This window comes from Legionella longbeachae (assembly GCF_004283175.1).
GTDB lineage: Bacteria > Pseudomonadota > Gammaproteobacteria > Legionellales > Legionellaceae > Legionella > Legionella longbeachae.
On sequence record NZ_RXNW01000009.1, the window covers coordinates 154,212 to 180,060 of the forward strand.

Below are 25,849 nucleotides of genomic sequence, written 5' to 3' on the forward strand. Positions count from 1 at the left end.
AGCCTTGCCATAAGTCATATAATATCTTTTAGGTCACTATGTGCTCGGGTACATTAATTCCTGGCTACGCATTGATTTTTATTTTTTTTGATATCGGTAAGCACTTCATGTGAAACCCTTATTCCAGAAAGATAGGCTCCATGAACAGTGCTTAGATCCGTTGTAGAAGTTGCTTCTCCAGCAAAATAAAGTTTTCCTGCAACGGGCTTTGCTAATAAAGCAACCATCTTTTTATCGATATCTTTAGGTAAATAGGAGTAACTGCCCAGAGTATATGGATCGCTAGCCCAATGGGTTCTTTTTGTTTTGATAGGTTCGGGAATATGGTTTCCATAAATCTTTCTTAGATGGTGCATAACCCAGTTGGTCAACGGGACTTTTTCCATATCGCGTGCCAACTTACCACTTGTAAATACGATGAGGATTGGCTTTTGAGTGTATTTGTAAAGATTGAAGATGTTATATGCTTCTTCCCTATTATTAGGTAACATGCCAATCCATTCTTTATCTTTATCCCAAAAGGCATTATCAAATAATAAATAGAGTTTTTCATAATTACCCATTTGCAATTGAGCAATTGCCTCCCGTTTTTCTTTAGGTAAATTAGGACGAAATAGAATTTCATTAGATTTGAGCACTCCTAAAGAGACTGTGATAATGGCACGCTTGGCATGAAAAGTATCATTTTGGGTAATAATTGTGACCCCATCTGCATCATAATCAATTTCTCGAACAACTTGATTCAAATATAGAGGAATATGCTGCGTAAATTGTTGGAATATCTGAAAATAACCATCTGGGATAATGGCGTTTTTGCCAGTCGCTAATGATTCTTCTGAAACAAAATAGGAGTTAAGAGACAATTGAGATAAATTATCTGCAAATTCATAAGTGTAAATATTATCCAAAGCATAATATAACAAGGAGCTTTGTTTCAAAGTTAATTTTTTGTGTTTTGTGAACTCAGTAAAATTTTGTTCAAAGGAGATTAACGTGTTACGAGTTTGGCAATACTGTAAGAACTCGTAGGTTAAACTGGAAAATAGGCGTAACTCGTATTTTGATACGGGTTTTCCCTTGCTATCATACAAAGCAAAATCCTCGAGCATTGCTATTAGATTAGAGTTATCATAGCTTGTTGCTGCAATAGATAGTTTTCCCATCAACGGGATTATTGGGTTATGCTCAATGCCGTGAATCCAGGAGGCTCCTAACTCAATGGGGAACCCCCAGTCATAGTTTGTATCTAATCTGCCGCCGATACGATTTTTTGCTTCAAGAATGAGTACATCCTTGTGTTCGTGGTGTAGTTGTTTTGCTGCAGTTAGCCCAGAAACTCCAGCACCAATAATTATGGTATCGTAGTGATGCTCTGCCCAAGAAATTTTAAAAAGGAATAATAAAAAAATAGAATAGATAAATCGTTTTGTACCCTGAAAAAGTCTCTTCTTCATTAACTAGTTAAACCTATTTCTTTATAAAAATAGTGCTCAAACAAATAAGCACCAAAAATTGCTCATGGTAATATCATTCGTCTGGTTTATTCAATATGCTTTTAATATAAAAGGAACTTTTTATTGATGTTTTGTTTCAACTAAATACAACAAATTGGTTGCCTTTGACCAAATACATTTTATAGATGCTAAATTTAAATTTTTGAGTTCACTTTGAAGTAGGGTTCAGGTAAACCCTTGAAAGAAGTTTGCATTGCAAATAGACTCCCTGACAAGGGACTAAGTTTTAATTGTTCCTCACTCAGCCCTATACGTGCTGAGGTAATGTAAAGTGTCGACAGATCGCGATCACCAAAAGCAACACTCGTGGGTCGAGGAATAGGTAACTTGATAGAGTCAATTTTCTTCCCTTGGGGATCATAACGATTAATACTCCACCCATCCCACATGGCAACCCATAAATTACCCTGGGCATCAACAGTCATACCGTCAGGTAACCCTTCGGAATCGGGAATGATGATAAATGCTTTTTTATTTGTAATTGCTCCAGAGGATAAATCAAAATCATAACGATATATTGTGTGCGCTGATGAATCAGAAAAATACAAATATTTATTATCAGGGCTAAAGCCTATACCATTAGATAAGATAAATCCTTTGTCCATAGGTTTAAATTTTAAATCAGCGGATAATTGAAAAAGCACTCCAATAGGAGATTGCCAATCTTTTGCTGCTGTACCGGACCAAAAGCGCCCCTCACGGTCACATTTACCGTCATTAAAAATTACTGCTTGATGCGCATAAGGATTTCCAATAAGGGTTAATGAGCCTGTTAAAAGATTTGCAAAGGCATATCCTTCCTCAACAGTAACTAATAAACTATTTTCAGAATATAAAGAGATGCTCGTGACAATTTGGTTTAAAATAGTAGATTTATTAGCAGCCGTTTGGGGATTAAAAGAATGTATCGCAGGTTGTAAACAATCCAACCAATATAATACGCCCTCATGCGGCGACCATAAAGGACTCTCTCCTAAAAGGGCATGGGAATCTAAAGCAATAGTAGGATTAGATGTATTCATAATAATTACATTATTATCCACAATGACCGAAAAATCCAAAATCTTAAGATGGTTCAAAAATCATGTAAGGGAACCTAAAAAATGAGGGTATTTCTTTGGGGAGTAGTAATAATCAGATGTATCTTTGTTTGGATGTTCTATAATTACAGGAAAAGTAAATCCTTGTTTATCAACAACAAAAAGTAGGGAGAAATGAATGGCATTAAAAATCGTAGACTCCCATTTTCATTTTTATGATAAGAAAATAAATCATTACCCTATTTTAACAAATTATGATGAGAAACTTGCCTTATTATGGGGAAAAAACTATCAGCAGAAACTCCCAGACTCTTATCTTCCTGCCGATTATTTTAAGGATATGAATGAATTTGAGATAGAAGGATTGGTTATGGCTGAATTAGTTTCAACCGATCCACTCAAAGAAATGCAATTTGCTAGTAATATAGCCAATAAGAATCAACAGCAGGCAGCAGCAATTGCAAATATTAGTTTACGAGATAAAAATCTAGTACTACTTCTTAAAGAATATCTTCAATTTCCTTTGATACGCTCTGTTCGTGATCATTTACTTTGGGATCCTAATAATTCTAATCGATGTTACACGGATAGGCCGGGAATTCTTCTGAAACCTATCGTACAAGAATCGTTTACAATTCTTCAAGAATATCCCTTTAATTTTGAGTTTGAAGTGTATGCACATGAGATACCCGTAGTGCTTCACTATGCAAAAAAATTTCCTTCGATTAAATTTGCATTACATTGCCTGGGTTGGCCATTAGATCAAAGTCAAACTGGCTTTTCAAAATGGAAAACCGATATGCAAAGTTTAAGTCAATGCAACAATGTCTATGTGAAAATCACCGCTATCGAGTGTATTTTTGGTCTTGAATGGTCTTTAACCCAAATTACTCCCTGGATAAAGGCAACAGTTGATATTTTTAGCCCGACACGATGCATGTTTGGTAGCCATTTACCTGTTACTAAATGTTCAAAAGGAGCAAAGGCTCTTTATGAGGCATACCAATCGATTGTTAAAGACTTTTCACTACAAGAACAACAATTTCTTTTTGCAGATACTGCAAAGGATTTTTATAATATTCGCTGAGAACTAGGAACCAGGTTAAGGATTTGAATATAATCATTTCTTTTATTGCAGATTAACATGAGGCCCTCATGGGCGTATTATGTTGGTATTATGGGCTGTTACATTTCTGCTTATCTGAAGAATACTATAGGTTTAGAAGTTTATATTGGATTGCTAAATAAAAATTTTGACCCTTCGATAATTAGTTGTGATCTTGAATGGATCCTTAATTATTGGAAAGATCCAATGCTCATTAAGGAAATACTTGATCTTTAAGTTGCAAAAGATGTGGTGAAATTTGGAGCAAATTGAGTGGTGTTTCTAATCATGGTGGTCTAAAACTTGATGGGGAAATAACCCCACTGCTAAGGGAGTGCCCATAACTGATGATAAAACAGGTTCAGATTTTGGCATTCTTGTTGATTCTGGAGTTCATTTGGAATTAGATGTGGTACGTATGCTTGTTCTAGGAGCCCAAGCAATACTCCTTGGTAGACCCGCAGTAGCTGCAAGGGGGGCAAGCAGGTGTTGGACATCTGCTTGATATTATTAAAAATGAAATGGGTATCGCGATGACCTTGATGGGAGTTAGCTCAACTGCAGCTAGTGATCGATCTCATCTTTGTGCTTTATTGTGGAAAATACATCTAACCTTGAATGATGTATTGTAATAGAGTTAAGATAAACCTCACATTAGTTAAGTAGATATTGATAGATTAACAACACTGAAGTGTCCTTGTCATGGATCGTTCACCAAACTCCTTGATTAAGAAATCAATTTTTTCCCCTAACTGACTTTTTCCCATGAGTGTTTCACTGGCTTTATAGAATGTTTGCGAAAAATAAGAATACACCGAACTGGTATTGCTTTGTTGAGATTTACGTTGTTGGATATCATTTTCATCTGTTTGCATTCTTTGCAATAACATTTTCATAAGTTCTTTGTATTCACTATTATTTTCATTATTTTCAAAACGTGAATACAGGCTTGCTGCATTTTGAACATACTTAAGAATCAATTGTATCTTTGTATCAAAGATATCCCTGCTGTTTTTATTTGTAGCCAGTTCAAATTCCTTTTCAAGGATGTATTCATATAATACAAAAGAAAACTGGTAAATCCAGGGTATACTTCTATTTTTGTTAAACGATGAATTATCTTGAATACTCTTGATGATTTCAGGACTTTTTTGATATAGGTCGTTTAAAGAATTAATAAAGTTTTTCAAACTGGATGTAAAAAATGTTTCATACAGATCAGATGTGAATGCTGTACCGTATTTGCTATTATAATCAATAACAGTGGTATTAACGTGTTCTAATGCAGAGGTAATTTCATTTAAAAGTTGTTGAAAATATTCATTATAATCATCGTTCAATTCCTTTGATTTAAGTGTTTTAATCAAACATCGAGCAAATTCATTTCTTTCGATTAATAATTCTGCTTCCTTACCTTTATAGGTTTTTTCATCCGCTTGTAATTTGTAGGCATCGTATATTTTTTCACAATAACGGATTGCAATCTCTCTAAAAATGCCCATCGTACCTCCCTTTAGTTATCTAGGCTTAGTGTTTTTTATGCAATTTGGAAATAAATCATTTGTTAAGGCATGTCTTCCTTTTTCCTATTGTGATGCACAATATTGTAATTACAAAAACATATAACTTCCAGATTGTTCGTTATGTTAACTCACTGTAAGCTTTAGGAAAAGTAACTTTGGTTTATTTTAGAGTTTTAAGGATATAAAAATGGATGTCAAAACCTAAGATTGATGGTAGATTTTTAATTGGTATTCAAGTAGGCTCAAAAAAAATTATAGGAAAAAAATGAAGTCTATTATTATTTATGGTGCTACTGGTATGCTTGGGCAAGCAGTGCTGCGGGAGAGTCTTTTAGATGCCCATATTGAGCAAGTTACCGTGATCGGCCGTTCCCCTATAGGCCAGACCCATCCCAAGCTACGCGAAATTGTACATGCCAATCTATTCGATTATCACAATATTGAGGAGCAGTTAATCGGTATTGATGCCTGTTTCTATTGTCTCGGTACCCCTTCGACTGGAAAGACAGAGGCTGAATATACTCGGATTACCAAAGATTTGACTGTAACAGCGGCAAAAATTTTATTGCGCTTAAATCCCCATCCTTCTTTCATATACATTTCTGGTGAGGGGGCGGATAGTAGTGAAAAGGGTGTCCTAATGTGGGCGCGAGTTCGTGGCCAAACTGAAAATGAATTACTTCGGATGCCATTTAAGAGAGTGTACATCGTCCGCCCAGGGATAATTCAACCTTTGAATGGCATTAAGAGTAGGGTTCGTCTCTATCGATTGGGTTATAGTATGTTAAAACCCATACTTCCAATGTTGCGTTATTTTTTCCCAACTTTTATTTCGTCGACTCAATTATTAGGGCAGGCAATGATAAAAATTGCTCGTGACGGATATGAAAAGCCAATTTTAAGAAATAAAGACTTATACATGCTGGGCTTGTCAAAATAAAAAAGAGATTTGTTTCTATATGAAATTATGATCATTATCTTTTTTATTATTAAGACGTGTGACAATTCATCCCCATCACCTACGTGCCATAAGATAAACATAAAATGACTGCATTGTGCTTCCTTGTTTGATCCCTGTTGGATTCAAGGTAATGAGATCACTTCAGTTGCTCTGATTACATGGGCATCCAAATAGAGGAGCAGGCCATGGCAAGCATTAACGCATCATTCCACTTCAGCTTGTTATATCTTGTGGCAATGGCTCGAAAATGTTTCAGTCGCGCAAACACGTTTTCAACCCGATGGCGATATTTGTAGAGGTAAAGAAATTAACTCATCTAACTTTCAACATATAAAATGAGCCAGTTATGTATGTAATTGGGTAATCATCCGATCCAGGTGGTTTGAAAAATGTTGAATTTCTTTGGGACTTAAGGTATCTAATCCGCCGCGAATTAAACCACTTTCTCTTAGAGATTCATTTAAATGACGCATCGTGAGGACTTGTTTTATATTATCGGTAGAATAAAGGGTGCCACGTGGGTTAAGAGCAAACGCTTGTTTAGTAATAATATGATCCGCCAAAATAATGTCAGCAGTTATTACCAAATCCTTGCTTTGTACTTGAGCAACAATGTATTTATCTGCCCCATCAAACCCTGCTTCAACTTTAACTCTTTTAATAAACGGTGAAGGCGGGATAGTTACTAAGTGATTGGCGACAATAATGACCAAAATATGGCGTTTCATGGCTGCACGAAATAAAATTTGTTTAATTGCCTTTGGACAGGCATCACCATCAATCCAAATTTTCATTAATTGTCATTCACCTCGTTAGTTCACAAAAAAGTGTTGTATTTATGATTTAATTTTAAACATTGAGTAGATTGATACTTTAACTTAAATGAATCCAGTAAAGCAACGGCACAATAAAGAATCGATATTTTTAGGTTGGCCATTTATCAAGACCAACCTAAAGTTATAATTAAACAAGCGTGTCGCTACCTCGATAAAAAATTCTGGGACATCCGAGTCCCCAGAATTCACTCGCCAACGCGACAGGTTAAAGGCCGCGAGCGTCCTGATTCCGGCACGTTTGCTCTGAACGAGCAAAGCGTATGCCTACACCAACGACTTAACGACTGCATAATGATTTACTCCGCATCCCTATGGGCTGTCTGTGTAAATCGCACTCTATCGCGGACTATGCGCCTCGGCTTTCAGCCTTCCTTGGCGCACAGCGTAAGCGTGAAATCGCTCGATTTCATCGGTTCTTTCGGAGACTCAGCTTCCATTTTTTTATTATGTATTGATCTGAAAAAAGATTGTAAGGTACAGGCATGACGGTAGACAGTTTCTGATACAAAGTGACTTGGTTTTCCTTCCTGATCCGATTTTAAAAGGTAACCTTTTTCACGTGCTTCTTGAGCCTTCATAAAGGAGACCACGCATTTATTGGTTGTATCACTGATCTCATAAACAGCAGCATTATGCCAAGGTGTACCACCAAGAGTATGATCTTCATTAAACCATATTCCAATTTTGTCCGCAGCTATTGTTTTAGGATGGCATGACAATCGTAGTGCTTCTGGCTCAATTATTGATAAATATTTGCTAAGTGCGTTACTCATGCGTGCTACACCACGAGAAATGATTTCAGCTTCTTTTTTAATTTTTGATTTAGTCTTTTCTGGGTAACCCATGCCTAGTTCTGTTGTAAAGAATTGAATTTGGCCTCTATATAAATTAAGGCTATTTATATCATCATCATTTTTAGGTTTTGAAATTCTTTGTCTAAAGCTTGTCTCAGATTCTGCATATTCGTTTAAATCAACAGTGCCCGCTAAGTTAATCACTTTAATATTTTTTAAATCGTTTTTTTCTATCATTTCATTTAATTTTGAAAGATAACTTTCACGTTTTTCTTTAGTGTGGATATCAGGAAATACCTCTGCAAACGCAAATCCGTCTGTATAGATTACCAGTTCGGCCCCAGGTCCATAAACAGTCTCAATTTTCTTACAAATATTATTTAAGTGTTGTAAGGAGACTAATTCGGCCATATCAGGAGTATCGCCTAAAGTCTTACCTCGTACTGGTGCTTTTTCCGGGAAAGCTGGTGCCACAAGCCGTATTTTTTTTCCTTCAAGTACCATATTATCTATTTTATTGATAATTGCTTCTGAGAACTCCTTGACTGTATGGCCTTCTTTTTCGTTGTCAGGAATTTTTCGATGCTCCGATAATATATTCAAAATCTCACTTGTAAGGGGGTGCGGCATAATAGTACTCCAATGAATTTTTTGATTTTTTATTTAATCTTCCGATCTTAATTTAGTCATAAACTTACCCGATGCAAAATAAGCCATAAAGATTAAATATTGACCGGTATGATATATTCTAAACATTAAGGGAATCTTAAGAGTGGGTAAATTTTATTCATTTAGAGTCGTTAAATTGCTCATTGGTTTTTTAATGATTCATTTTGATTATAGATAGCAGTTAGGATTACAACGATAGAATTTACCTGGCGTTTAGCTATCGCTGGTATGAACGTATTCTAAATACTATCTATGGCGCACTATCTCACGCCATAAAATGGATAATCGAATTTTCATATCTTATACTTTTTATTATTCAGCTCAGTTTTCTTAATACTTAGAAGCAATTTTAATGAATACACTTAGTCATAGTGCTTCAGATTGATGTGTTAAAGTATTTGGATTAGGTAGTGTTGTTAGTCTTTTTATAGATGTCTTTTTAGTACCAGCCACTACAGCGATAGTCCAATAATGGAACTGGTATTTACCTAAATGGCAAGGTTGTGTATTACCCAAATGATAAGGGATATCAAAATGGATAATAAAAATACAATACCCGGTAGGTTTGAAGCATATACTGCTCAGTTTCCCGATCATATTGCTGCAGTTCATGGCCAACAAATTCTTTCTTATGATCAATTAAATCAACAAGCGAATCAACTTGCGCATTATTTGCGAAGCCTGGGTCTTAATGCTGATACGCCAGTTGCTTTGTGTCTCGAGCGTTCCCTTGATTTTTTAATCACTATCATAGCTATTTTAAAAGCCGGTGGTGCTTACCTTCCTATTGATTTTTCACAACCTGAAAAGCGCCTTTTATTTCTTTTAAATGATAGCCAAGCTCCAATTTTAATAACTAAGGCTGCTTCTGCGCATAAATTTTCACAATATAACGGTAAGATAGTTTTACTCGATAAGAGTCAAGCATTACTCGATCAGCAACCTAGTAATAATCCATCAACTTTGATTTCTGAACAGCATCTAGCCTATATTATTTACACTTCAGGTTCTACAGGAACGCCTAAAGGCGTGCTCATCGAGCACCGATCCATTATAAATTATTATCAATGGCTTGGGGAATATACTCAAAGTAAAGTGCAACAACGAATAGATTTTTCTGCCAGTCCTATTTTTGATATGGCTGTTTCTGTTTCTTTAGCGCCACTCATGTTAGGTTTAACCATAGTCATCTGTGATACAGAAATTAAAAAGGATTCTAGAGCCTATTTAGCCTATTTGGCGGACTCACAAATTAATACGATTAAGCTAACGCCCAGCTATTTTAAACTCCTGGTTCAAGAAGCCAAAAATAATTTTATTGCCTTACCTCACTTAAAATCGATTATTTTAGGGGGAGAAAATCTTGCTGCTGCTGAATGCAAAGACTGGCTTAGCATCTATCCAGAACATATATTATACAATGAATATGGGCCTACAGAAGCAACCGTTGCGGTTTCAGTATACAAAGTACAACGAGACAACTTTACTGGTTTTGATATCCACGTACCTATCGGTAAGGTTGGACCAAAAATTTCATATTATATTCTCGATAAATACCATCAACCGGTAGCTGATGGTGAGAAAGGTGAACTGGCTATAGGTGGTATTTGCCTTGCGCGTGGTTATTTGAATCGTCCAGATTTAACTCAAAAGCAATTTATTACGGATTTTTCCAACCAGGAAGCAAATGCTCGTTTTTATAAAACGGGCGATTTATGCCGAAAACGTGTGGATGGCGTGATTGAATATTTTGGACGGATCGATGATCAAGTAAAAATACGAGGTTTTCGCGTCGAACCAAGAGAGGTAGAAAGCTGCCTCGTAAGCCATTCTCTGATTAAATCAGTTGCTGTGGTGCCGCAAGAAAATGAACGAAAAGAACAACAACTAGTAGCTTATTATGTTTTAGAAAATAAAAATACTGAACTAAATACCGCACAAGTACGCGAATTTTTAAAAAAACAAATTCCTGATTATATGATTCCCCCTGTTTTTATAAGGGTGGATTTTTTACCGTTAACGGCAAATGGAAAGTTAGACAAATCAGCCTTGCCCTTGCCTAAAATGCATATAAGTCATAATTATATTGAACCTGTAACCGCTTTGGAAAAACAGCTTGCGCGTATTTGGTCTGAAGAATTGGGGGTAAAATTAGTCGGTTTAAAAGATAATTTTTTTGAGCTGGGTGGGCATTCTCTTTCTGCTGCACGTCTGGTGTGTAACATCAATCATACTCTCAAAAGAGATATTACACTTTATGATTTTTATAAAGCTACGTGTATTGCTGATTTAATCCCAGTACTTCAACACACCAAAAGAAGTACAAAAGTTATTGTTAATGAAAAGATATTAGAAACAACACCATTAAGTGATTTCCAATTTGTACTGTGGATGGCTGATACTTTTGAGCCTAAGGCAAAAAGATTAAATATTATTGCCAGAAAGCGCGTGAAAGGCCATTTTGATAAAGAAGCTTTAGATTTTGCATTTCAAGCGGTCTTAAAAAGACATGAAGTACTCATATATTATGTTTTTAAGTTAAAACCAAAACAAAAAGCAAGTAAAAATTTATCCATCAAATTGGTTATAAAAGATCTTCGTACTTTGTCTGGTGCTAAAACGGAGCAAAGTCTTGAACAATCAATGCATGAGTTGGAATACTTTAAGCGTTGGCCAAAAAACGCCCCTTTGATACTTGCTCGTCTTTTTTACTTAAATGAACATGAATCAGAGTTGCAGATTTGTATGCCGCATCTGATTTCTGATAATTCATCAGTGGATATTTTATTTAATGATCTGTCAAAATTCTATCTTCAGAAATTGAATGAACTAGAGCACCCAACTACGTCCAGGACAAATGAACTATTATCAGCAATAGAAGTGGATAGGCAATTTAAAAAATATATTTTTACGGAACAGCAATTACTTGAAAGCTCCTTAGAGAAAGACAGTCAGTTTTGGGAAAAATATTTGCACAATGCCTCTTTTTTTGCATTCCCTAAAAAGTACATCGTTCGTAATATGAAAAAAGAAAAGCGTGCTTATTCGACATACATGCCAATACCCATTGAAACCGTGAGTAAGCTAAAACATTTTTGTGAGCAGCAACATATTAGTATGAATAATGGTTTATGCACTGTACTTGCATTGGCCTTGCGTAATTGCTGCGGCAGTTTTAGCACTGATAAGTCTTTTAAGGTTATGAATATTATTAAATCGACGCGGGATAATCCGAGTTATGATAATTCTATTGGTTGTTTTTTAAGAGTTGAACCGATTAAAGTTGCTTTAGATAATAATGAGACTTTAGAGAGTTTATCGCAGCAAATTCAACAATCAATCATTGAAACGAGTAACCATCAACATTGCTCCAATCTTATCAAACTAAGTGCAGTAAGCACCTTAAATATAAAAAAGAAAAAAATTCAAAGCTCTTTAATTAAGTTGGTAACCCCGGTATTTACTAAGATTTTGCAAACCCCGCTTATTTATCGCAAAATATTACAACGTTGTATCAGTCGTTTCATGTTGTTTAAACGCAATCATTATTTTGTTATCAATCTGAATGTCAGAAATAATTTCCTGGCACATGATGAAAACCAAACTCAGTTATTTGGGTTTAAAAGCCAATGTACCGATCTACAGCAGAGAGATTTATTGGCTATCGATTATATTTTTGAAGCCTGTTTTTTATATGATGAAGATAAAAAAATTTACTATTTGGTAATTTCGGCAAATTTAACTCCAGAGTTTAAAATGAAAATAGCGCAAGAATTTGTACAGATAATGGGGGATATATCATTAGATCTATCATTGGCAGCGCAAAGCAATTAATGGGGCAGGCTGGTAGCGACGCCAAAAAAAATCATAAATTGAACTTCTTCTTTGCTATTTTTTAAAAATCAAATGATCAAAATAGGCAGCAATATTAATCTATGGATTTTGCAGTCATCGAGGCACCTAAAGTTTCTGTCATTCGCTCCGTAGCTACTAAAATACCTGGCTCTGAAGAAATATAATTCATATCCACAGGATTACAAATCATTGCCCGAATCAATCGGGGGCCTAATCCTGGCATTCCGGCATGCATTACCTTCTTATTATCAATTAGTAATATATCTCCTTTTTTCCAGATACATGAAGAATAATATTGACGCATCGTTTGCGCAAGCGCTTTTACTTCTTGATGGCTAAAACAACTTCCTACCTTTTTCTTATTGGATGACCTAAGTTTATTTTTTCTACTTGCCTTAAAATTATAAAATTTGGTGCGTAAAATTTTATAAGAATTTTTTGGTGAATTGAAAAAAGAAATAAATAGAATAGCCAAAAACTCTATCGAATTAAAAATAGGGGTAGGCAGTTTCCAAAAGAAACGATGCCAAAACCATTTCTTGCCTTTATAATCGTTCATAAAACACTTTCTTAGTTCATAATTCAAGGCTGAAAGTTCAAACAAATTGATTTGCAAGGCTTTTTCTTGGGTCAAGGGATGTTCTAAAACACTGGGTTTATACATTACAGCAAACAACTCTTCTCCATCTCCTTCAATAGGAAGAGCAAACTGTTCACATTTTTTTTTTGCTAAATCATCAGGAATCTGATACCTTTCGGCTATCTCTTTAATTGACCATTGACATACGTAAAAAGAGTGCTTTTCTAATTTTTCTTTTAATTCTTTAGATAAATGATTGTAAATTTTTTGTGTATTAATTAAACCGGTTTCCCCACCTAATACTGAAGGATGAAAACAGCAAAAACATAAATAACTGGGAACATCAGTGGAATAATAATTTTCAGTATGAAACCCTCCAAGATATAACGTCCCACCCGTTTTATAAATAGAATTGGTATGTAGCACGTATTTAAGATCACCAACATGGGCGCGACCATTTTCAGACATGAATGCTTCACTAATGCCTCGAAACTCAGGAATACTTAAAATAATATTTTCAAATTGCTCCTCAGTATCAATATTAAATCCCCTTAAAAGCACGGCACCATATTGAGCCATATCATGAATAATTTGACTGGAATAGGATTTCAGAAAATGCTGCAAAAATTCGAGTTCGACTTCTTTTTCGGCCTCGATAACCAATGGCATTTGTTGTTCTTCAGATAAGATAAGACGTTCATCTTTACGAAGAAACCGTGTGGTAACACCTTGATATTCCTTGTGCATGACTAAGTTTCTCTAACGAATTAGAATATGAAAACTATAGCATAAAGACTAGACTTATTTGAGCGTTACAGGGTACTTGTTTTACTTGCTACTTGCGGAACTACAATAGCAAAAGGTTCGCTAGAACTACCCTCTATAGTTTTGCTTAACAACTGAACTCGTATTAAAACTTCGGTAGTGCGGCTGTCCTCGGAGCATTTTGAGTCATACAATTCGCGTTTACAATTTGCAACCTGATGAACTGTATCTACAGGGCTGCTGTCTTTATCAATCAATTTTTGATTTTTCAAATCGAAAACGGTTAATTCTAAATGACTAAGTTGCCACTCGGCCCCCTCAGGAGTATATCCTACCCGACGTTCATGAACTAAAGTAATTTTTTGCCCTTTTTTAAGCACAGTGCGGTATTCCCATACTGGATTTGCTACAGTGAGCTCATCTTCTACAATATTGTTTCTTTGTTGGAACGCCTTTTCCATATTGAGATACCCCCAGCCGTAAGTTCTATTCCAGGCTGAGCCCATGATTTTTGAGTGTTTGGAGTCAGCAGTCCCTGCATCAGTCCAAGTATCGGCACTATTGATAAGTAATGCTTTAATTGCCATAGGATTTTGAATTCCTGCATCTTGTAATAATAGTGCGGAAGCACCTACATGTGGTGCTGCGGAACTAGTTCCACCCATGAGACGATAACCATCTTTATAATTCATCGCATTGGAATAAATAAAACCATAAACTTTGGGATCAGGGGCGCAGGTCATTGTATCATGGCCAGGAGCAGTTAAATCAGGTTTGCGTCTACCAAAAGGGGTAGGTCCTCGACTACTGGTATTTCTTATAATATGTCTTCTTCGGTCAGGAGTTTTAATCACAATATCATTTTCGACGACAAGCATATTCATATTAGCTATAGTCAACCCATTATAATTGTCCCCCGGAACAGTCAGCGTAGAAGCATAAGGAAATTGTTCTGTCGCTTCTATATATCCAGCATTCCCAGCTGATTTTACCCAAAGGATTTTTTTTGTATTTACGACATAATCTATGACTTTTGCAAGGCCACTCCACTCAGGGCAAAAAGGGCAATCTAAATCTAATTTCCCATTCCCCATGCTGTAATTAATGAGGGCAGGTTTCACTTCAGAACGATCCAACATCCAATCCAATGTTTCCATAGTTAGCAAAATGCTGGCTGGATCGGCTGTTTCCTCTCCTGCTAACCCAGAAATAATAGTCGATGCTCCATAAGCAATACCTTTGTATTTTTCATTCACACTTGTATAAATGCAAGCGATGCCTGTTGCATGGGGCTCTTTTACACCATTAATATGATTGGAATACCCTGAGCCTACATCCTGGCGGACGATTAACCTTTTATTGGATAAAGCAGGATGCAATGGATCTACTCCTGTATCGATAATACCAATAATTCCTTTTTGCCCTGTATAGCCATGAGCCCACCAATTATCTACATTAGGATAAACAGAAGAGGGTGCTAGTTTTAAAGCCTGAGTCGTAGTATCTAATTCGGTTTCGGCTGCCCTATGTAAAGAGATTTGCGCTACAGCATCAAAATTGGCAATTTGATTAAGCAACATACTATTCTTTGGAAGTTGTATTGCTACAGCTGGCATAAAACCTAAATCTTGTACTCGTACTCCCCGTATTTTTTTAATTTGATCTATAAAAGATTCTTTTTCTGAAAAATTATGTAAAAAAATAAGAAGTGATAAGGGGACGTGGTTTACTTCTAATCTTTTGGAATTTTTTAAATGTTTTACTGTATTGAGGACATCAATATCAATGATTGCTTTTGCAAAAAGTATAGGGTTTACGGCTAATAAAAAGATTGTTACACAAAATCTTCTAAATATGTACCGCATCCATGACCTCATTTTGGAGTTCTCACTTAATGAATTTCTTATTTATTCAGATTTTAAAATAATTCATAGTAAATTAAGTCATTGCAAGTGAAAAGCTATACTTTGCATTTTAAATCTCATTAAAAACGATATAAGGAATTATGATTTGATAAGTCGACAGCAGATGGTGGGAATATTGAGTATAATAACCTAAATCCATGCATTTTTTCTGAAGCTGTTGCTGTTGACTTAAGGAGTCGATCTTTATTCCTCCGCCTTGTGATTTATTTGCAGGATCCAGAAGTTCTTCACCACGATTAAATCCCACGGACAAGCCGCGGGACGTCTATTGAGGGGAGTAAAGTGTACGGCTGTAGTTCCTGGGGCAAGCCAAGGCACCTACGTGGTAGAGATCAATTGCTAACGTATTCTATTGAGAAACTGTTGCTCTTCTTTGGTTTCATTCAAGGCTAAAATATGGTTATCGATGGCTCTTTTCGCTTTAGTTAAGCTTGCGGCTATATCCCCTTTTTTATTTGGATTATAAGCTATTTTCTCAAGATATCGATCAAATGCTTCGCTAACCTCTTTAGCAGATTTTCTTTTTAATTGTGATGCCAACGTTTCTAAACTCTCTGCTGCAGGAAGGTGAAGTGAAAAGAAACCAGCAATTTTGCTTCCCCAATACATTGAACGAGAATTGTTACGTATTTCAGCTGCTACGGTATTAAAAATTTGAGAAAGTTCCATATTATCTATTTGATGAATTAATCCTGAAAAAAATTGTTCTGATTTTTCCAGATAATTTGCATGAGTCGCATGGATAGTAGGAATTCCTTTTGTCTGCGCGGCTTCTATTTCTGTATGATCATCATCGATAAATACTTTTATCTTATTTCCACTCATTTCTTGGACATATAAAATGAAACTTGCTTTATCGGGAAAGTTTGTTTCACCATACCTGGTAAATAATAAACGAGTATTATTCTCTTCAAATGTGAACTTGTCTAATGGCATAATTGAAGACTCCAGACCATAACTTTGTAATTGGAGCTGTCTAAATCTATTTAACTCTCCTCGTGAACTAACGATCAAAACATGGTATTTTTCCTGGAGTTGCTTCAGCGCGTCTATTGCCCCAATAAACATGGGGGACATTTGATAAAGGGTATTGTTTTCGTCTGTTACCGATTCAAAATCCTCTGCATGTTCTCTATTGACTAACGTATCATCCCAATCAATAAAAATTAGTTCTTTGGTCATAGTTAACTCCGGATTAATGTTAAATAATTTAATTTAACAATCACAAGATCATAAAGATTAAATTCCTTGCAATTATATCCCGGTATAGTAAGAGAAATAACTGTCATTTTTTAACAGTGAAATAGGAAAAAAATAGTATCAGGGTAATCCTATTTAGTAATGATGTTTTTTTAACTTTTTATCATCGATTATTGTAGGTTCTTCCTTATGACAAAACCTACAATTAATCAATAATGACTCTATTAGTTTATAGAGCCAGAGAGTGAGTCACTTCAACGGTTTCTAAATTATTCTGACGTGCAGCTAACTTTAAATTTAACTTATCAGTTTGTGCAATAGTGACATGGAATGGAATTTCCTTTTTCTGGCTATTCCAAATTTTAAAACCTTCACCAAAGACACAAGAAAGTTTATGAGACAACATTTCTTGAGTTTTTTTACAGGGTAAAAGATTTACAATGCTATCTCTACCCATGCCTACAACGGGTGCAAAAGCTAAGTGAGCTTCGGTGTTTATTTTATTGAATTCTTTACTTGTTGAGACGATTTGGAACGGGCTGCCATCAATTTCAAACGATATTTTTTGTCCATTTAATTCTTCATAAGCGGTATCAACTTTTTGTTGATCAAGATCGTTATCGGTATTTCTTCCTATTCTAAAATCGCCAAAATAAGCTAGAGATAGATGGCATACATCTGTCATTCCTGCGGGTAATTTATATGTTTCAAATAAATCACCCACTTCTTCATTATTAACTTGAATTGAAGGGAAATTAGGTTTTAATGTATTGAAAACACTTGCTAAAGTTGAAATGGGATTCCCATCAATATCAGTAATTTCGAGTGCTAAAAAATAATCATTTGGTAGTTGCTTTGTCACAAACCTGTCTGTTCGTCCCGGCGTTTGGATCATCTTAATTGTTCCAGTAATTTTCATATATTAAGTCCTATATTTTAAATGATTAATGCAGAAATAATCTGCCGGCGCGATTATAAGTAAAATGAATAAGTGTCATAACTGTTGGATTTTAACAGTTATTTTTTTAGTGCAAAATGATTAAAATTTGATTTTATTTATCAATTTTAGATGAGATGGAAAATATCATTAACAACTATTTTGGAGTAATTAATACATGCTTGATAGTAATATGAAAGAAATAATCAATGAATTACAGGAACAGAATTTGCTTCCTGCCACTGGGACAATTATAGGTGGTCCACGAAATCAAATTGATAAAAAAGGACGTGTAAAACAAGGGCATCTTTTTTCGGCTATTGACAAAGAACCAATAGGAAAAGGTGGGTTTGCTTCCGTTTATCCTGTTACGCTGTATCGACAAGATGAAACTGGAATAGCTAATAAATCTACTTATGATAAAAAATTTGTAACAAAAGAATTTGATTTAAATAAACTTAAAAATAAATTTTCTGGCTTAAATATAGAAAATTTAATTGAGAAAGAGTTTGATTTTTGTCGGAAAGCAGGGCACTTAAGTATAAAACCACCCGTCTACGATAATAATAAATGTTATCTGACGATGAAGCGAATGCCAGGGATGGAATTAGAGAGTATCTTCATTAAATTATTGGATAATCCTAATTATATTACAGAGAGTCAACGAATTAAGATAACCTATGCTTTATTATTGGCTTTGAAAAACCAGGTGATTGATAAAGGAATTATTCATAGAGATATAAAGCCTGAAAATATTCATGTTCAGGCGGCGGAACCTGTTGAAGTGAATATTTTTGATTACGGGCTGGCAAAAAAAGCAGGTGAGGATGATGGTCTATTTCCCGGAAGCGAAATTTGGGCAGCACCTGAAATGTTTAGTGGCTTACCACATGATAACAAAGCTGATATTTTTTCAATGGGAAGAGTCATTGCTTTCCTATGGGGCGAAGATCCTGAAAACTATTTAAGTGGTAACCCTTTTGAGAAAAGCAAAAATGCAGCAAAAAATTTGAATTTGCCCGCCAATGCTCAATGGGTAGAACCATTTTTGAAGCCAATGCTCGCAGAAAAGCCAGCGGATAGAACAGACATTGATTCCGCAATAAAACACTTCGAGCAACTTGCGTCCATTAATGCACCGATGCTTCAATTACCCCAAGACCCACTAAAAAGTAATTCAAATATTAATAATCATCGCTTTTTTCAAAATTCAATTGAAAACGCAAAAACTTCGCATCCAACCCAATTAAATATTCAGCAGGATATCAAAAGAGATTTGCAGGAGTTATTAGGGGACCTTCCTAGTCAATATTCTCATTATCGTAGTAATACACTTTTTCAGAAAACAGTGGGTCGCTTTACAACAATACAAAAAATGATGAATGAGCTAAATCAGATAATGAATGAAAACGAATCTCCAGAAATACCCAATGCATTATACGGGTTCATTTATCGTTATCAGAATAAATCTTTGCAAGCAAGCGCAGCTAATATTATAAGAAAAATAAATGGCTTCTTACAAGATATAGAGTATCAAAATTTAACCAACTCAAGTTTTAAATTATAATCTAATCATTTTTATGCTGGGATTGTTAGGAGCGCATCGCTAACATATCCCAGATGATTGTAAGATTTTTCAAGCCTTTTTCAATGGATTTAGTGTAAATATCTTCTTTATTGTAACAACCCCATTTGCTTTTTATATTATTTAGATGAAAAATAACAGTTCTTTCAGTTATATGAAGCAATGGTGCAATAAGCTTGATGGATTTCCCTTGTAAAAAAAAATACAAAACTTCCATCTCCCTACGAGACAAATTAATCGTTGATTTTAACCAATCATCAACATTAATATTGATTTTAAGGTTAGGTGCTAAAAAGGTATTTTTTGAATTGAGATTACTAATCAGTTCATGGAGATTCATAAATTTGGTAAAGCCAATGACGCCATGGGTTTTTCCATCCTCATCTTTAAGCGGTAATTTATGAGATAAGGCAAATATTTTTTCGCCATTTTTAGTAATGCAATCATCCAATTGAAAGTAAATAATTTCTTCCATTGCGTAGTGATCATGGCTATTATAAAAATCCGCATACTTCCCAAAGGGAAGCGAGCTATCTGGCATGCAGAGAATATCTTGTTCTTGTAATTGCAATTGTTTGAGCCCATTATTATTCATATACTGGTAATGAAAATTTTTATCTTTGATGTATACGGTACTATGGGAATATTCAAAAATTGTTTTTGTATAGGTTAAGAGTTTTTCAGGGATCATAAATGTTATTTTATACAGCTTAATTAGATTAAAAATTGTACCATAAGATTAAATGCAAACCAATCTATTTTTAATAAATCCATTTGATTGCCAAATTAAAGCCGGTTTTATGGGTAAGCAGCCGTAATCCAGTCATTGACAAGAAATTAGGTAACGGATGAGTCTCTATACGTACCAAGTACAAACGCTTGGTATGTATCATTGTTTAAACTCCATCAATCCTGTAACCTTAATATCAATATGACGAATATACCGTTGTATCAGTTGATTCGCCTGTTGGATAGTCAGCGGTTTGCGAAGGATACCATCCATTTCAGCGTCTTCACAGTTAAAACCAACATCCATTGGATCATGTCCTGTTAATGCAATAATAGGAACCCTACAATGTGTTCCTTGTTCTTGCTTTCTTAAGGTTGCTGTCAAATTATAGCCATCTCCTTCCTCCAGAGTTAAATCCATTAAAATCAAATCATATTTTGCTGGTTTAAAAATCTCACATGCTTGGCTGGCTGTGGCAACGACATCCGTTAAACATTTGCAATTCATTAATATTGTTTTTTCTGCTTTTTGCGCAATAAGATTATCTTCTATAAGCAAAATTTTTAATTTATTGATTTGTCCTGTTGTCTCAGAGCTAAGATTATTTGTCACGGTCTTATGATTGTAATTAACTTGCGATTTTAAATTTTTTACTTGATCGGTTAATTGCTTTAGTTTGGATATATCTCGGATAGTCACAGCCAGACCTAGAGCGTTTCCTGATTTATCTGCCAAGGGAATTCGTGAAATTTCAAAATAAAGAATGGTACCTTGGGTGTTGATAATTGCCTGTTGCTCGACTTCGTTTTTCCCCGATATGATGGCGGCAATGTCCTGTTGCTGAAAGCTGTGGATTTGCTCGGAAGTCCATAAGCCTTGTTGACGCATCATTTCGTAAATTGAGCCTATAGAATTATCTTCAATATATCTGTAACCTAAAAAACGAAGTAAATTAGCATTACAATCAATAAGAAAACCATCTTTATCAATGAGATAAACCATGTTATCCATTTTTGTAAACGCTCTAGTATAAATCTGCGAAGTAGGTGAGTTTTCCATAGAGGGCTATGCTAATAATTTGTTTTAGTATAACATAGCCAATTTGTTTAGTATAAATGATGAGCAATATTGACGATTTTTTTTCATTTAAAGGGATGTCATAATGGAACAGTCAAAAGATTTGGCTGGAAATTTATTTACCTTATGAAATAACTAATTTCGACTCCATGTTTCGAATTTTTTCGTAATCTAAAAAAATTGATTCGCGATCACCTGCTAGCCCAATAATTCCAATACTTGAGAGATAATCTACAGTCTGAGGTACCCGATCTCCATTTTTAAACCAAATATGTTCACTGAGAAAGGTGGGTAATTTAGAAATTTCAGCAAGCGCTTCAACATTTGATATTATTCCTTGAGCGAACGCTTTCAAAAAAACGGGTATCACTGATTTTTTGAATACATATTTTTTAGTGAGTACATCACCATCAATATAAATTTCAACTAATTTATCAGCTTGACTACTACCGGTTGCTGCTCGTGCAAACCTCACAACTGGACCGCCGCACATTCGAGCACTTGTTTCTATAAGACGTGGTCCTTGCTTCGTAAGCATAATTTCAGTGTGCGTCGCACCCCAACGAATTCCCAAAGCATCCAGCGCTTTTTGAGTATAATCAAATAACTCCTCATACACTTTTTCATTATAGGGCACAAATTCAACATAGTCGTAAACAGTGTTGCGATTATTAAATGAGATTTTATTATATTTAATTAAATGCGCTAAATAGTGTTTTCCATGAGCGCTTACAGTCCCGACGGCAAATTCTGTACCAATAGCTTGTTCTTGCACGACAACGGTTTCGCTAATCGTTCCAGTAATTTGAGATGGCTCGGTCATAACTCGATTGAAGGCCATTTTCCAATCTCCTTTTGCTGGAATGTGGAAGACCTTATCACTACCGGCAGACATTGGCGGTTTAATTACAAGTGGAGCATCAATTAATCCATTTTCCTTAATCCAGGTATCCACTTCATGTTCCGATGACGTATTGAGTGTTTTAAGAATAGGAATACCAGCCTCTTTTAAAGCATTTTGCATAAGGGCTTTGTGTAATCGATTAGGCGATTTTTTGGGGTCATTGGCGAATTGAGGCGTTAAAATCTCAGTCAGTTGTTCTGCCACAGAAATCCCTAACTCGTCACCAGGGATAATCGCAATAGGATTGTACTTTCTAAGATCCTCGACCAGGTTTGGATGGTTGGGAATGATTTCGATAAAATCTGAAGTTTGAACTTTTAATCCAAATCCAATTTCTTCTAAGGATTTAAAAGTGACTGCAATAACAGGTATTCCTCGAGCTTTAAAAGCAGGAGCTAAATCTATGCCTGATGATAATGGATTAACAATGACGACGGGTCTATTCACCTACTGCCTCCTTATTTAAATTGTTCATTAACATGATTGGGGTTTTGCCAAAACTCCAATCAAATAGAGATTCAACTTTATCTAACAGCGTGGACGATTCAATATAGGAATCCGGCCTGACCAAAATTGCATGTTCTCTATATTGAGTGTTATTGGTCCAATAATTTGCCTGTTGTTCATAGGAATAAATTTGAATAACTTTTATAAACTCAGGTACGTTTAAATCAACGGCGCAATCACTAAAAATTAACAGGGCAAATTTGGTATAATCCAAAAGAGAATAAAGCCGGGTTTTAATGCTCCCATTAAAAATTTCAAAGTCAAAAAGTCGAGAGCCATTGAGCTCTTGATGACCATAACAAATTCCCATCCCGGTAATATTCCCCGCACGTTTTTGTACAATCTTTACATAATCCTGTGCATGGGTTCCATTCTGCGAATACTTGGTAGAACGAACAAGTTCCCCTGAAGTTTCAATCACACTTTGCGCAACCGGTTTACGCTCGTTTTCATAACTTTGCAAAAGTTTTGGAGAGGCGCCAAAATTGATAACCATGTTTAATTTCCATATGAGATTGAACGCGTCTGCAAGACCTGTATTAAGACCTTGTCCTCCGTTTACGGAATGAATATGGCATGCATCGCCAGCAAGAAAAATACGGTCTTGTACGCAGAATTTCTCGGCTAAAGATTCTTTGACTGAAAAATGTGAAAACCACACGATTTCTTTAAAACGTAGGGTATGAGGCTGTATTGCATGATTAATTTTGTTAATAGCTTCTTCTAGGGTAAACTCCTTAGTATCCATTCTTACGTAAAATCTATCAATTTCTCCTTCTCTTGGAATCCATGCAACATCTGATGTTTCTGCTTGAAAAACGATGATTTCAGGAACTTTTAAAAAATCTGTATCTATAATGCCATCAATTACAGCCCATATAATTTGCGGCCTTATGATCTCAAAAGGTATTTTAAAATGATTTCTAACGAAGGAACGAGAACCATCTGCACCAATAACATAGCGGGATTGAATACGAATACCTTCTTTATTTGAAAGCGTTGTGAGACAGCCTTCTTTATTAATCTCAATGTTCTCAACTGCAGCGGAGCGCTTTACAGATGCTCCAATCTCTTTAAGCTTCCTATCCAACAGTTTTTCCACATAGGACTGACCAAGCATAAGGAAATGTTTATGGAGACAACCTTCGAGGTCGTCCCACCACGAAGATTGACGTGAAATGAATTTCCCATGGGCCCATACGGCACTGGTGTTGCATGTCTTTCCCAAGGGATAGAGTTCATCAAATAAATTAACTAATTCAAGCAGTTGCAATGTACGTGCATTTAGAGCATCGGCTCTACCAACCTCCAAGGGACCATCAGACTTATCGACAATAACCGTTTGCATACCACAAAGTTGTCCCAGGTAAGCACACATAAGCCCTACCGGACCTGCGCCAACTATGACAATATCTGTTATTAGTGTACTCATTCGTAAGATTCCAAACCTGGGTTATCAAAAGGGGGATTACTCAAAACATGGACTCGTTGAATATGGCGAGGAGACTTAGAGGTAAATTCTTCTCGACCATGTAAAAGTGAAAAATTATCTGCAATGACTATATCTCCAGTTTGCCATTCATGGGCATAAAAATTATCAGGAGAATAAAGGGCCTTTGCCAAGCTTGTATGAAAGACATCTAATTCTTCATGACTAATGCCTGTAAATTCGAGTTCGGGTGGATTGACGAAATGGCCTTTATCTTGAGAAGGGGGCTCGTTGTAGCGAATAACAGAATAACCTTTTTGAGGGTGATCTGTAATGATTGGTGATATTGTTTTGCTGTTATAAAACTTCATTTTTCTTTGATAGGTACCAGTTACCTTATGCCAAAGTTCTTTTATTTCAGAAGAAGTGTTTTTTAAAACTAAAAGGGTGTTTGAAAAAGTTGTCCTTCCTCCTTGTCCGGGCAAAGGTGCTTTGACACAATGAAAAATCTGATACTCAGGAACTTGGGGGCGATACATACCATCCCAATGTAGTGGCATGTAACTATGATCAAAAATGTGATCTTCTGGGGCATCTTGTTCAATTAACTCAAGTACCTTTCCAAATGGCCAGATGCTCACTTCTCCCCAGAGTTCGCAATAATTAGAAAAATCTTCTCTATTGTGAAAGGTCTCAAACCCTCTCAATACGACAAGTTGATTCTTCCCAAATAAAGAACGTAAATTTTCTATATCGAGGTCTTTCACCTTCCTTTTTTCACTCAAGGGTTCGAGGAGCACACCAAATGGTTTAAGGGCAGTAACTTTATAATTCATACTATATCCTTTCTATCGATAAGCATTAATCTGCAATTAGTTTATAATGGCTTGGACGTCCATCAGTGGTATAAATTAACTGAGCGCCTAAGGCTTCAGCTTCCGAGCGTTTTAGCAAGATATAGCCTTTCCTGCTTTCAATGACAACTCCATGCCAGGGAGTCATCCAGCTTTCATTTCCAATTAAACGGATGCCCAATTTGTTTGCGCCGCAAGTTTGAGGATGAATCGACAGTCGTACGGCCTTGGGAAAATGTTCTGCAATTAACTGACTCCACGCATTACTTCTCCTTATGACCTCGTATGCTTTAGAACGAGATTCTTTTTGGATGGCAGTACGACTTTTAGTCTGGCCTTGATATTTTGAGTCTTCAAATAAAAAGCGGGTGATGCCTCGATACATGCGGTTTGATTCTTGCTCATCTGGGCTAGCTGCAGGTTTTGCGCCATTGCGAATTTTATACTTAAGAAAATCTAGTGATTGCCCATAAGTTTTCATCAGTTCGTCACGCATTTGAATAAAGTTAAGTCCCTTATAAAAGTCATCGAGATTAAAAGTTGATAGGTACGGGATGGACATTTCCTGTATCAATTTATCTAATTCAACTTGGTAATCGGTTACATTACTTTCCTTCATTCCAACCACATCACTAAATACTCTACCATCGGAGCACAGAATGATTTGAACCCCGGGGTGATAAAATTTTTTAATTTTTTGACAAAGGTTTCCAAGAAAATTAAGTGCAATTTTTTCTGCATGATCAGGAAAATGACTCAGTACTTTTTCAGGGTTTGGGGACTTTCCAGGGAAAGCTGGCAATACAAAAGTTACTGGCTCATTTCTTTTTACTGCCAAGATTATTTTTGATAAATGTGGTGAACCACATTTGGGACAATTGATATCGCTACAAGCATTGATGGATTTTGGTACACGACGAAAAATCATGAACTCAGCCAATATTTTTTTCGCCATTTCCATAATAGAATTACTATCTAACGATTTTTTAAGTTCAAAATTTGTAACCGAGTGATTCTGAATTGTACTTAAATTAAATGTTTTATTTTTCATTTTTTCTC

20 protein-coding genes and 2 pseudogenes are annotated in these 25,849 nt (G+C 35.7%); 5 read left to right on the forward strand and 17 right to left on the reverse strand.

Translation table 11 applies throughout. From position 1 onward, the window contains the following. Positions 1-53: 53 nt before the first annotated feature. Positions 54-1,454 carry an FAD-dependent oxidoreductase gene (locus EKG34_RS10765; protein ID WP_003636301.1) on the reverse strand — a complete coding sequence of 467 codons (1,401 nt, stop codon included), beginning with the start codon at positions 1,452-1,454 and terminating at the stop codon, positions 54-56. Positions 1,455-1,648: 194 nt separating this feature from the next. Then, the gene (locus EKG34_RS10770) at positions 1,649-2,536 is read right to left on the reverse strand and encodes an SMP-30/gluconolactonase/LRE family protein (RefSeq protein ID WP_003636304.1); all 888 of its coding nucleotides are present in this window, start codon (positions 2,534-2,536) and stop codon (positions 1,649-1,651) included. 196 nt (positions 2,537-2,732) lie between these two features. On the opposite strand from EKG34_RS10770, the gene EKG34_RS10775 reads away from it, so the two are divergent. Then, positions 2,733-3,641 carry an amidohydrolase family protein gene (locus EKG34_RS10775; RefSeq protein WP_003636306.1) on the forward strand — a complete coding sequence of 303 codons (909 nt, stop codon included), beginning with the start codon at positions 2,733-2,735 and terminating at the stop codon, positions 3,639-3,641. 352 nt (positions 3,642-3,993) lie between these two features. Beyond that, positions 3,994-4,291, forward strand: a pseudogene (locus tag EKG34_RS18600) (alpha-hydroxy-acid oxidizing protein). 45 nt (positions 4,292-4,336) lie between these two features. Here EKG34_RS18600 and EKG34_RS10785 read toward each other — a convergent pair. Further along, a complete protein-coding gene (locus tag EKG34_RS10785; RefSeq protein WP_003636308.1) occupies positions 4,337-5,161 on the reverse strand; it encodes a hypothetical protein in 825 nt (274 codons plus the stop codon). Positions 5,162-5,447: 286 nt separating this feature from the next. Between EKG34_RS10785 and EKG34_RS10790 the strand changes: the two genes are divergently transcribed. Beyond that, complete coding sequence (locus tag EKG34_RS10790; RefSeq protein ID WP_003636310.1) at positions 5,448-6,122, forward strand: NAD-dependent epimerase/dehydratase family protein; 675 nt, start codon at positions 5,448-5,450, stop codon at positions 6,120-6,122. Positions 6,123-6,297: 175 nt separating this feature from the next. Here the strand turns inward: EKG34_RS10790 and EKG34_RS10795 are convergent. The 3 genes and pseudogenes from EKG34_RS10795 to EKG34_RS10805 all read right to left on the reverse strand — a co-directional run. Next, positions 6,298-6,441, reverse strand: a pseudogene (locus EKG34_RS10795) (transposase); the annotation flags it as partial. 46 nt (positions 6,442-6,487) lie between these two features. Beyond that, positions 6,488-6,937 (reverse strand): YaiI/YqxD family protein, encoded by a 450-nt coding sequence (locus EKG34_RS10800; RefSeq protein ID WP_003636314.1) that lies wholly within the window; start codon positions 6,935-6,937, stop codon positions 6,488-6,490. A 404-nt stretch (positions 6,938-7,341) separates the two neighbouring features. Continuing rightward, positions 7,342-8,403, reverse strand: coding sequence for an L-tyrosine/L-tryptophan isonitrile synthase family protein (locus EKG34_RS10805; protein WP_003636318.1), 1,062 nt, complete (start codon positions 8,401-8,403; stop codon positions 7,342-7,344). 573 nt (positions 8,404-8,976) lie between these two features. On the opposite strand from EKG34_RS10805, the gene EKG34_RS10810 reads away from it, so the two are divergent. After that, complete coding sequence (locus EKG34_RS10810) at positions 8,977-12,276, forward strand: amino acid adenylation domain-containing protein (protein WP_003636322.1); 3,300 nt, start codon at positions 8,977-8,979, stop codon at positions 12,274-12,276. 94 nt (positions 12,277-12,370) lie between these two features. Here the strand turns inward: EKG34_RS10810 and EKG34_RS10815 are convergent, their stop codons facing one another. From EKG34_RS10815 to EKG34_RS10830, 4 genes are all read right to left on the reverse strand, one after another. Next, positions 12,371-13,624, reverse strand: coding sequence for a TauD/TfdA family dioxygenase (locus tag EKG34_RS10815; RefSeq protein ID WP_012979270.1), 1,254 nt, complete (start codon positions 13,622-13,624; stop codon positions 12,371-12,373). Between the two features lie 65 nt (positions 13,625-13,689). Beyond that, positions 13,690-15,507 carry a S8 family serine peptidase gene (locus EKG34_RS10820; RefSeq protein WP_003636337.1) on the reverse strand — a complete coding sequence of 606 codons (1,818 nt, stop codon included), beginning with the start codon at positions 15,505-15,507 and terminating at the stop codon, positions 13,690-13,692. A 399-nt stretch (positions 15,508-15,906) separates the two neighbouring features. Beyond that, positions 15,907-16,749 (reverse strand): HAD family hydrolase, encoded by an 843-nt coding sequence (locus EKG34_RS10825; RefSeq protein WP_003636339.1) that lies wholly within the window; start codon positions 16,747-16,749, stop codon positions 15,907-15,909. Positions 16,750-16,996: 247 nt separating this feature from the next. Beyond that, on the reverse strand, positions 16,997-17,686 hold the full coding sequence (locus EKG34_RS10830; RefSeq protein WP_003636340.1) for a hypothetical protein: 690 nt from the start codon (positions 17,684-17,686) through the stop codon (positions 16,997-16,999). A gap of 196 nt (positions 17,687-17,882) precedes the next feature. Between EKG34_RS10830 and EKG34_RS10835 the strand changes: the two genes are divergently transcribed. Further along, positions 17,883-19,271 (forward strand): protein kinase domain-containing protein, encoded by a 1,389-nt coding sequence (locus EKG34_RS10835; protein WP_003636341.1) that lies wholly within the window; start codon positions 17,883-17,885, stop codon positions 19,269-19,271. A 25-nt stretch (positions 19,272-19,296) separates the two neighbouring features. On the opposite strand, the gene EKG34_RS10840 is transcribed toward EKG34_RS10835, so the two are convergent. The 7 genes from EKG34_RS10840 to EKG34_RS10865 all read right to left on the reverse strand — a co-directional run bounded on the left by EKG34_RS10840 (position 19,297) and on the right by EKG34_RS10865 (position 25,841). Next, positions 19,297-19,980 (reverse strand): LuxR C-terminal-related transcriptional regulator, encoded by a 684-nt coding sequence (locus EKG34_RS10840; protein WP_003636346.1) that lies wholly within the window; start codon positions 19,978-19,980, stop codon positions 19,297-19,299. A 70-nt stretch (positions 19,981-20,050) separates the two neighbouring features. After that, complete coding sequence (locus tag EKG34_RS18840) at positions 20,051-20,182, reverse strand: hypothetical protein (RefSeq protein ID WP_263283341.1); 132 nt, start codon at positions 20,180-20,182, stop codon at positions 20,051-20,053. After that, positions 20,179-21,078 carry a response regulator gene (locus EKG34_RS10845; protein ID WP_012979269.1) on the reverse strand — a complete coding sequence of 300 codons (900 nt, stop codon included), beginning with the start codon at positions 21,076-21,078 and terminating at the stop codon, positions 20,179-20,181. Before EKG34_RS10845 ends, EKG34_RS18840 begins: the two co-directional genes overlap by 4 nt. Before the next feature lie 142 nt (positions 21,079-21,220). Continuing rightward, positions 21,221-22,447, reverse strand: a complete 1,227-nt coding sequence (locus EKG34_RS10850) for an ATP-grasp domain-containing protein (RefSeq protein WP_003636350.1) — start codon at positions 22,445-22,447, stop codon at positions 21,221-21,223. Then, positions 22,440-23,939, reverse strand: coding sequence for an FAD-binding protein (locus EKG34_RS10855; protein ID WP_003636352.1), 1,500 nt, complete (start codon positions 23,937-23,939; stop codon positions 22,440-22,442). Before EKG34_RS10855 ends, EKG34_RS10850 begins: the two co-directional genes overlap by 8 nt. Continuing rightward, positions 23,936-24,772 (reverse strand): TauD/TfdA dioxygenase family protein, encoded by an 837-nt coding sequence (locus EKG34_RS10860; RefSeq protein WP_003636353.1) that lies wholly within the window; start codon positions 24,770-24,772, stop codon positions 23,936-23,938. Before EKG34_RS10860 ends, EKG34_RS10855 begins: the two co-directional genes overlap by 4 nt. Before the next feature lie 25 nt (positions 24,773-24,797). After that, entirely contained in the window at positions 24,798-25,841 is a 1,044-nt protein-coding gene (locus EKG34_RS10865; protein ID WP_003636355.1) for an L-tyrosine/L-tryptophan isonitrile synthase family protein, read from the reverse strand. Positions 25,842-25,849: the final 8 nt, after the last annotated feature.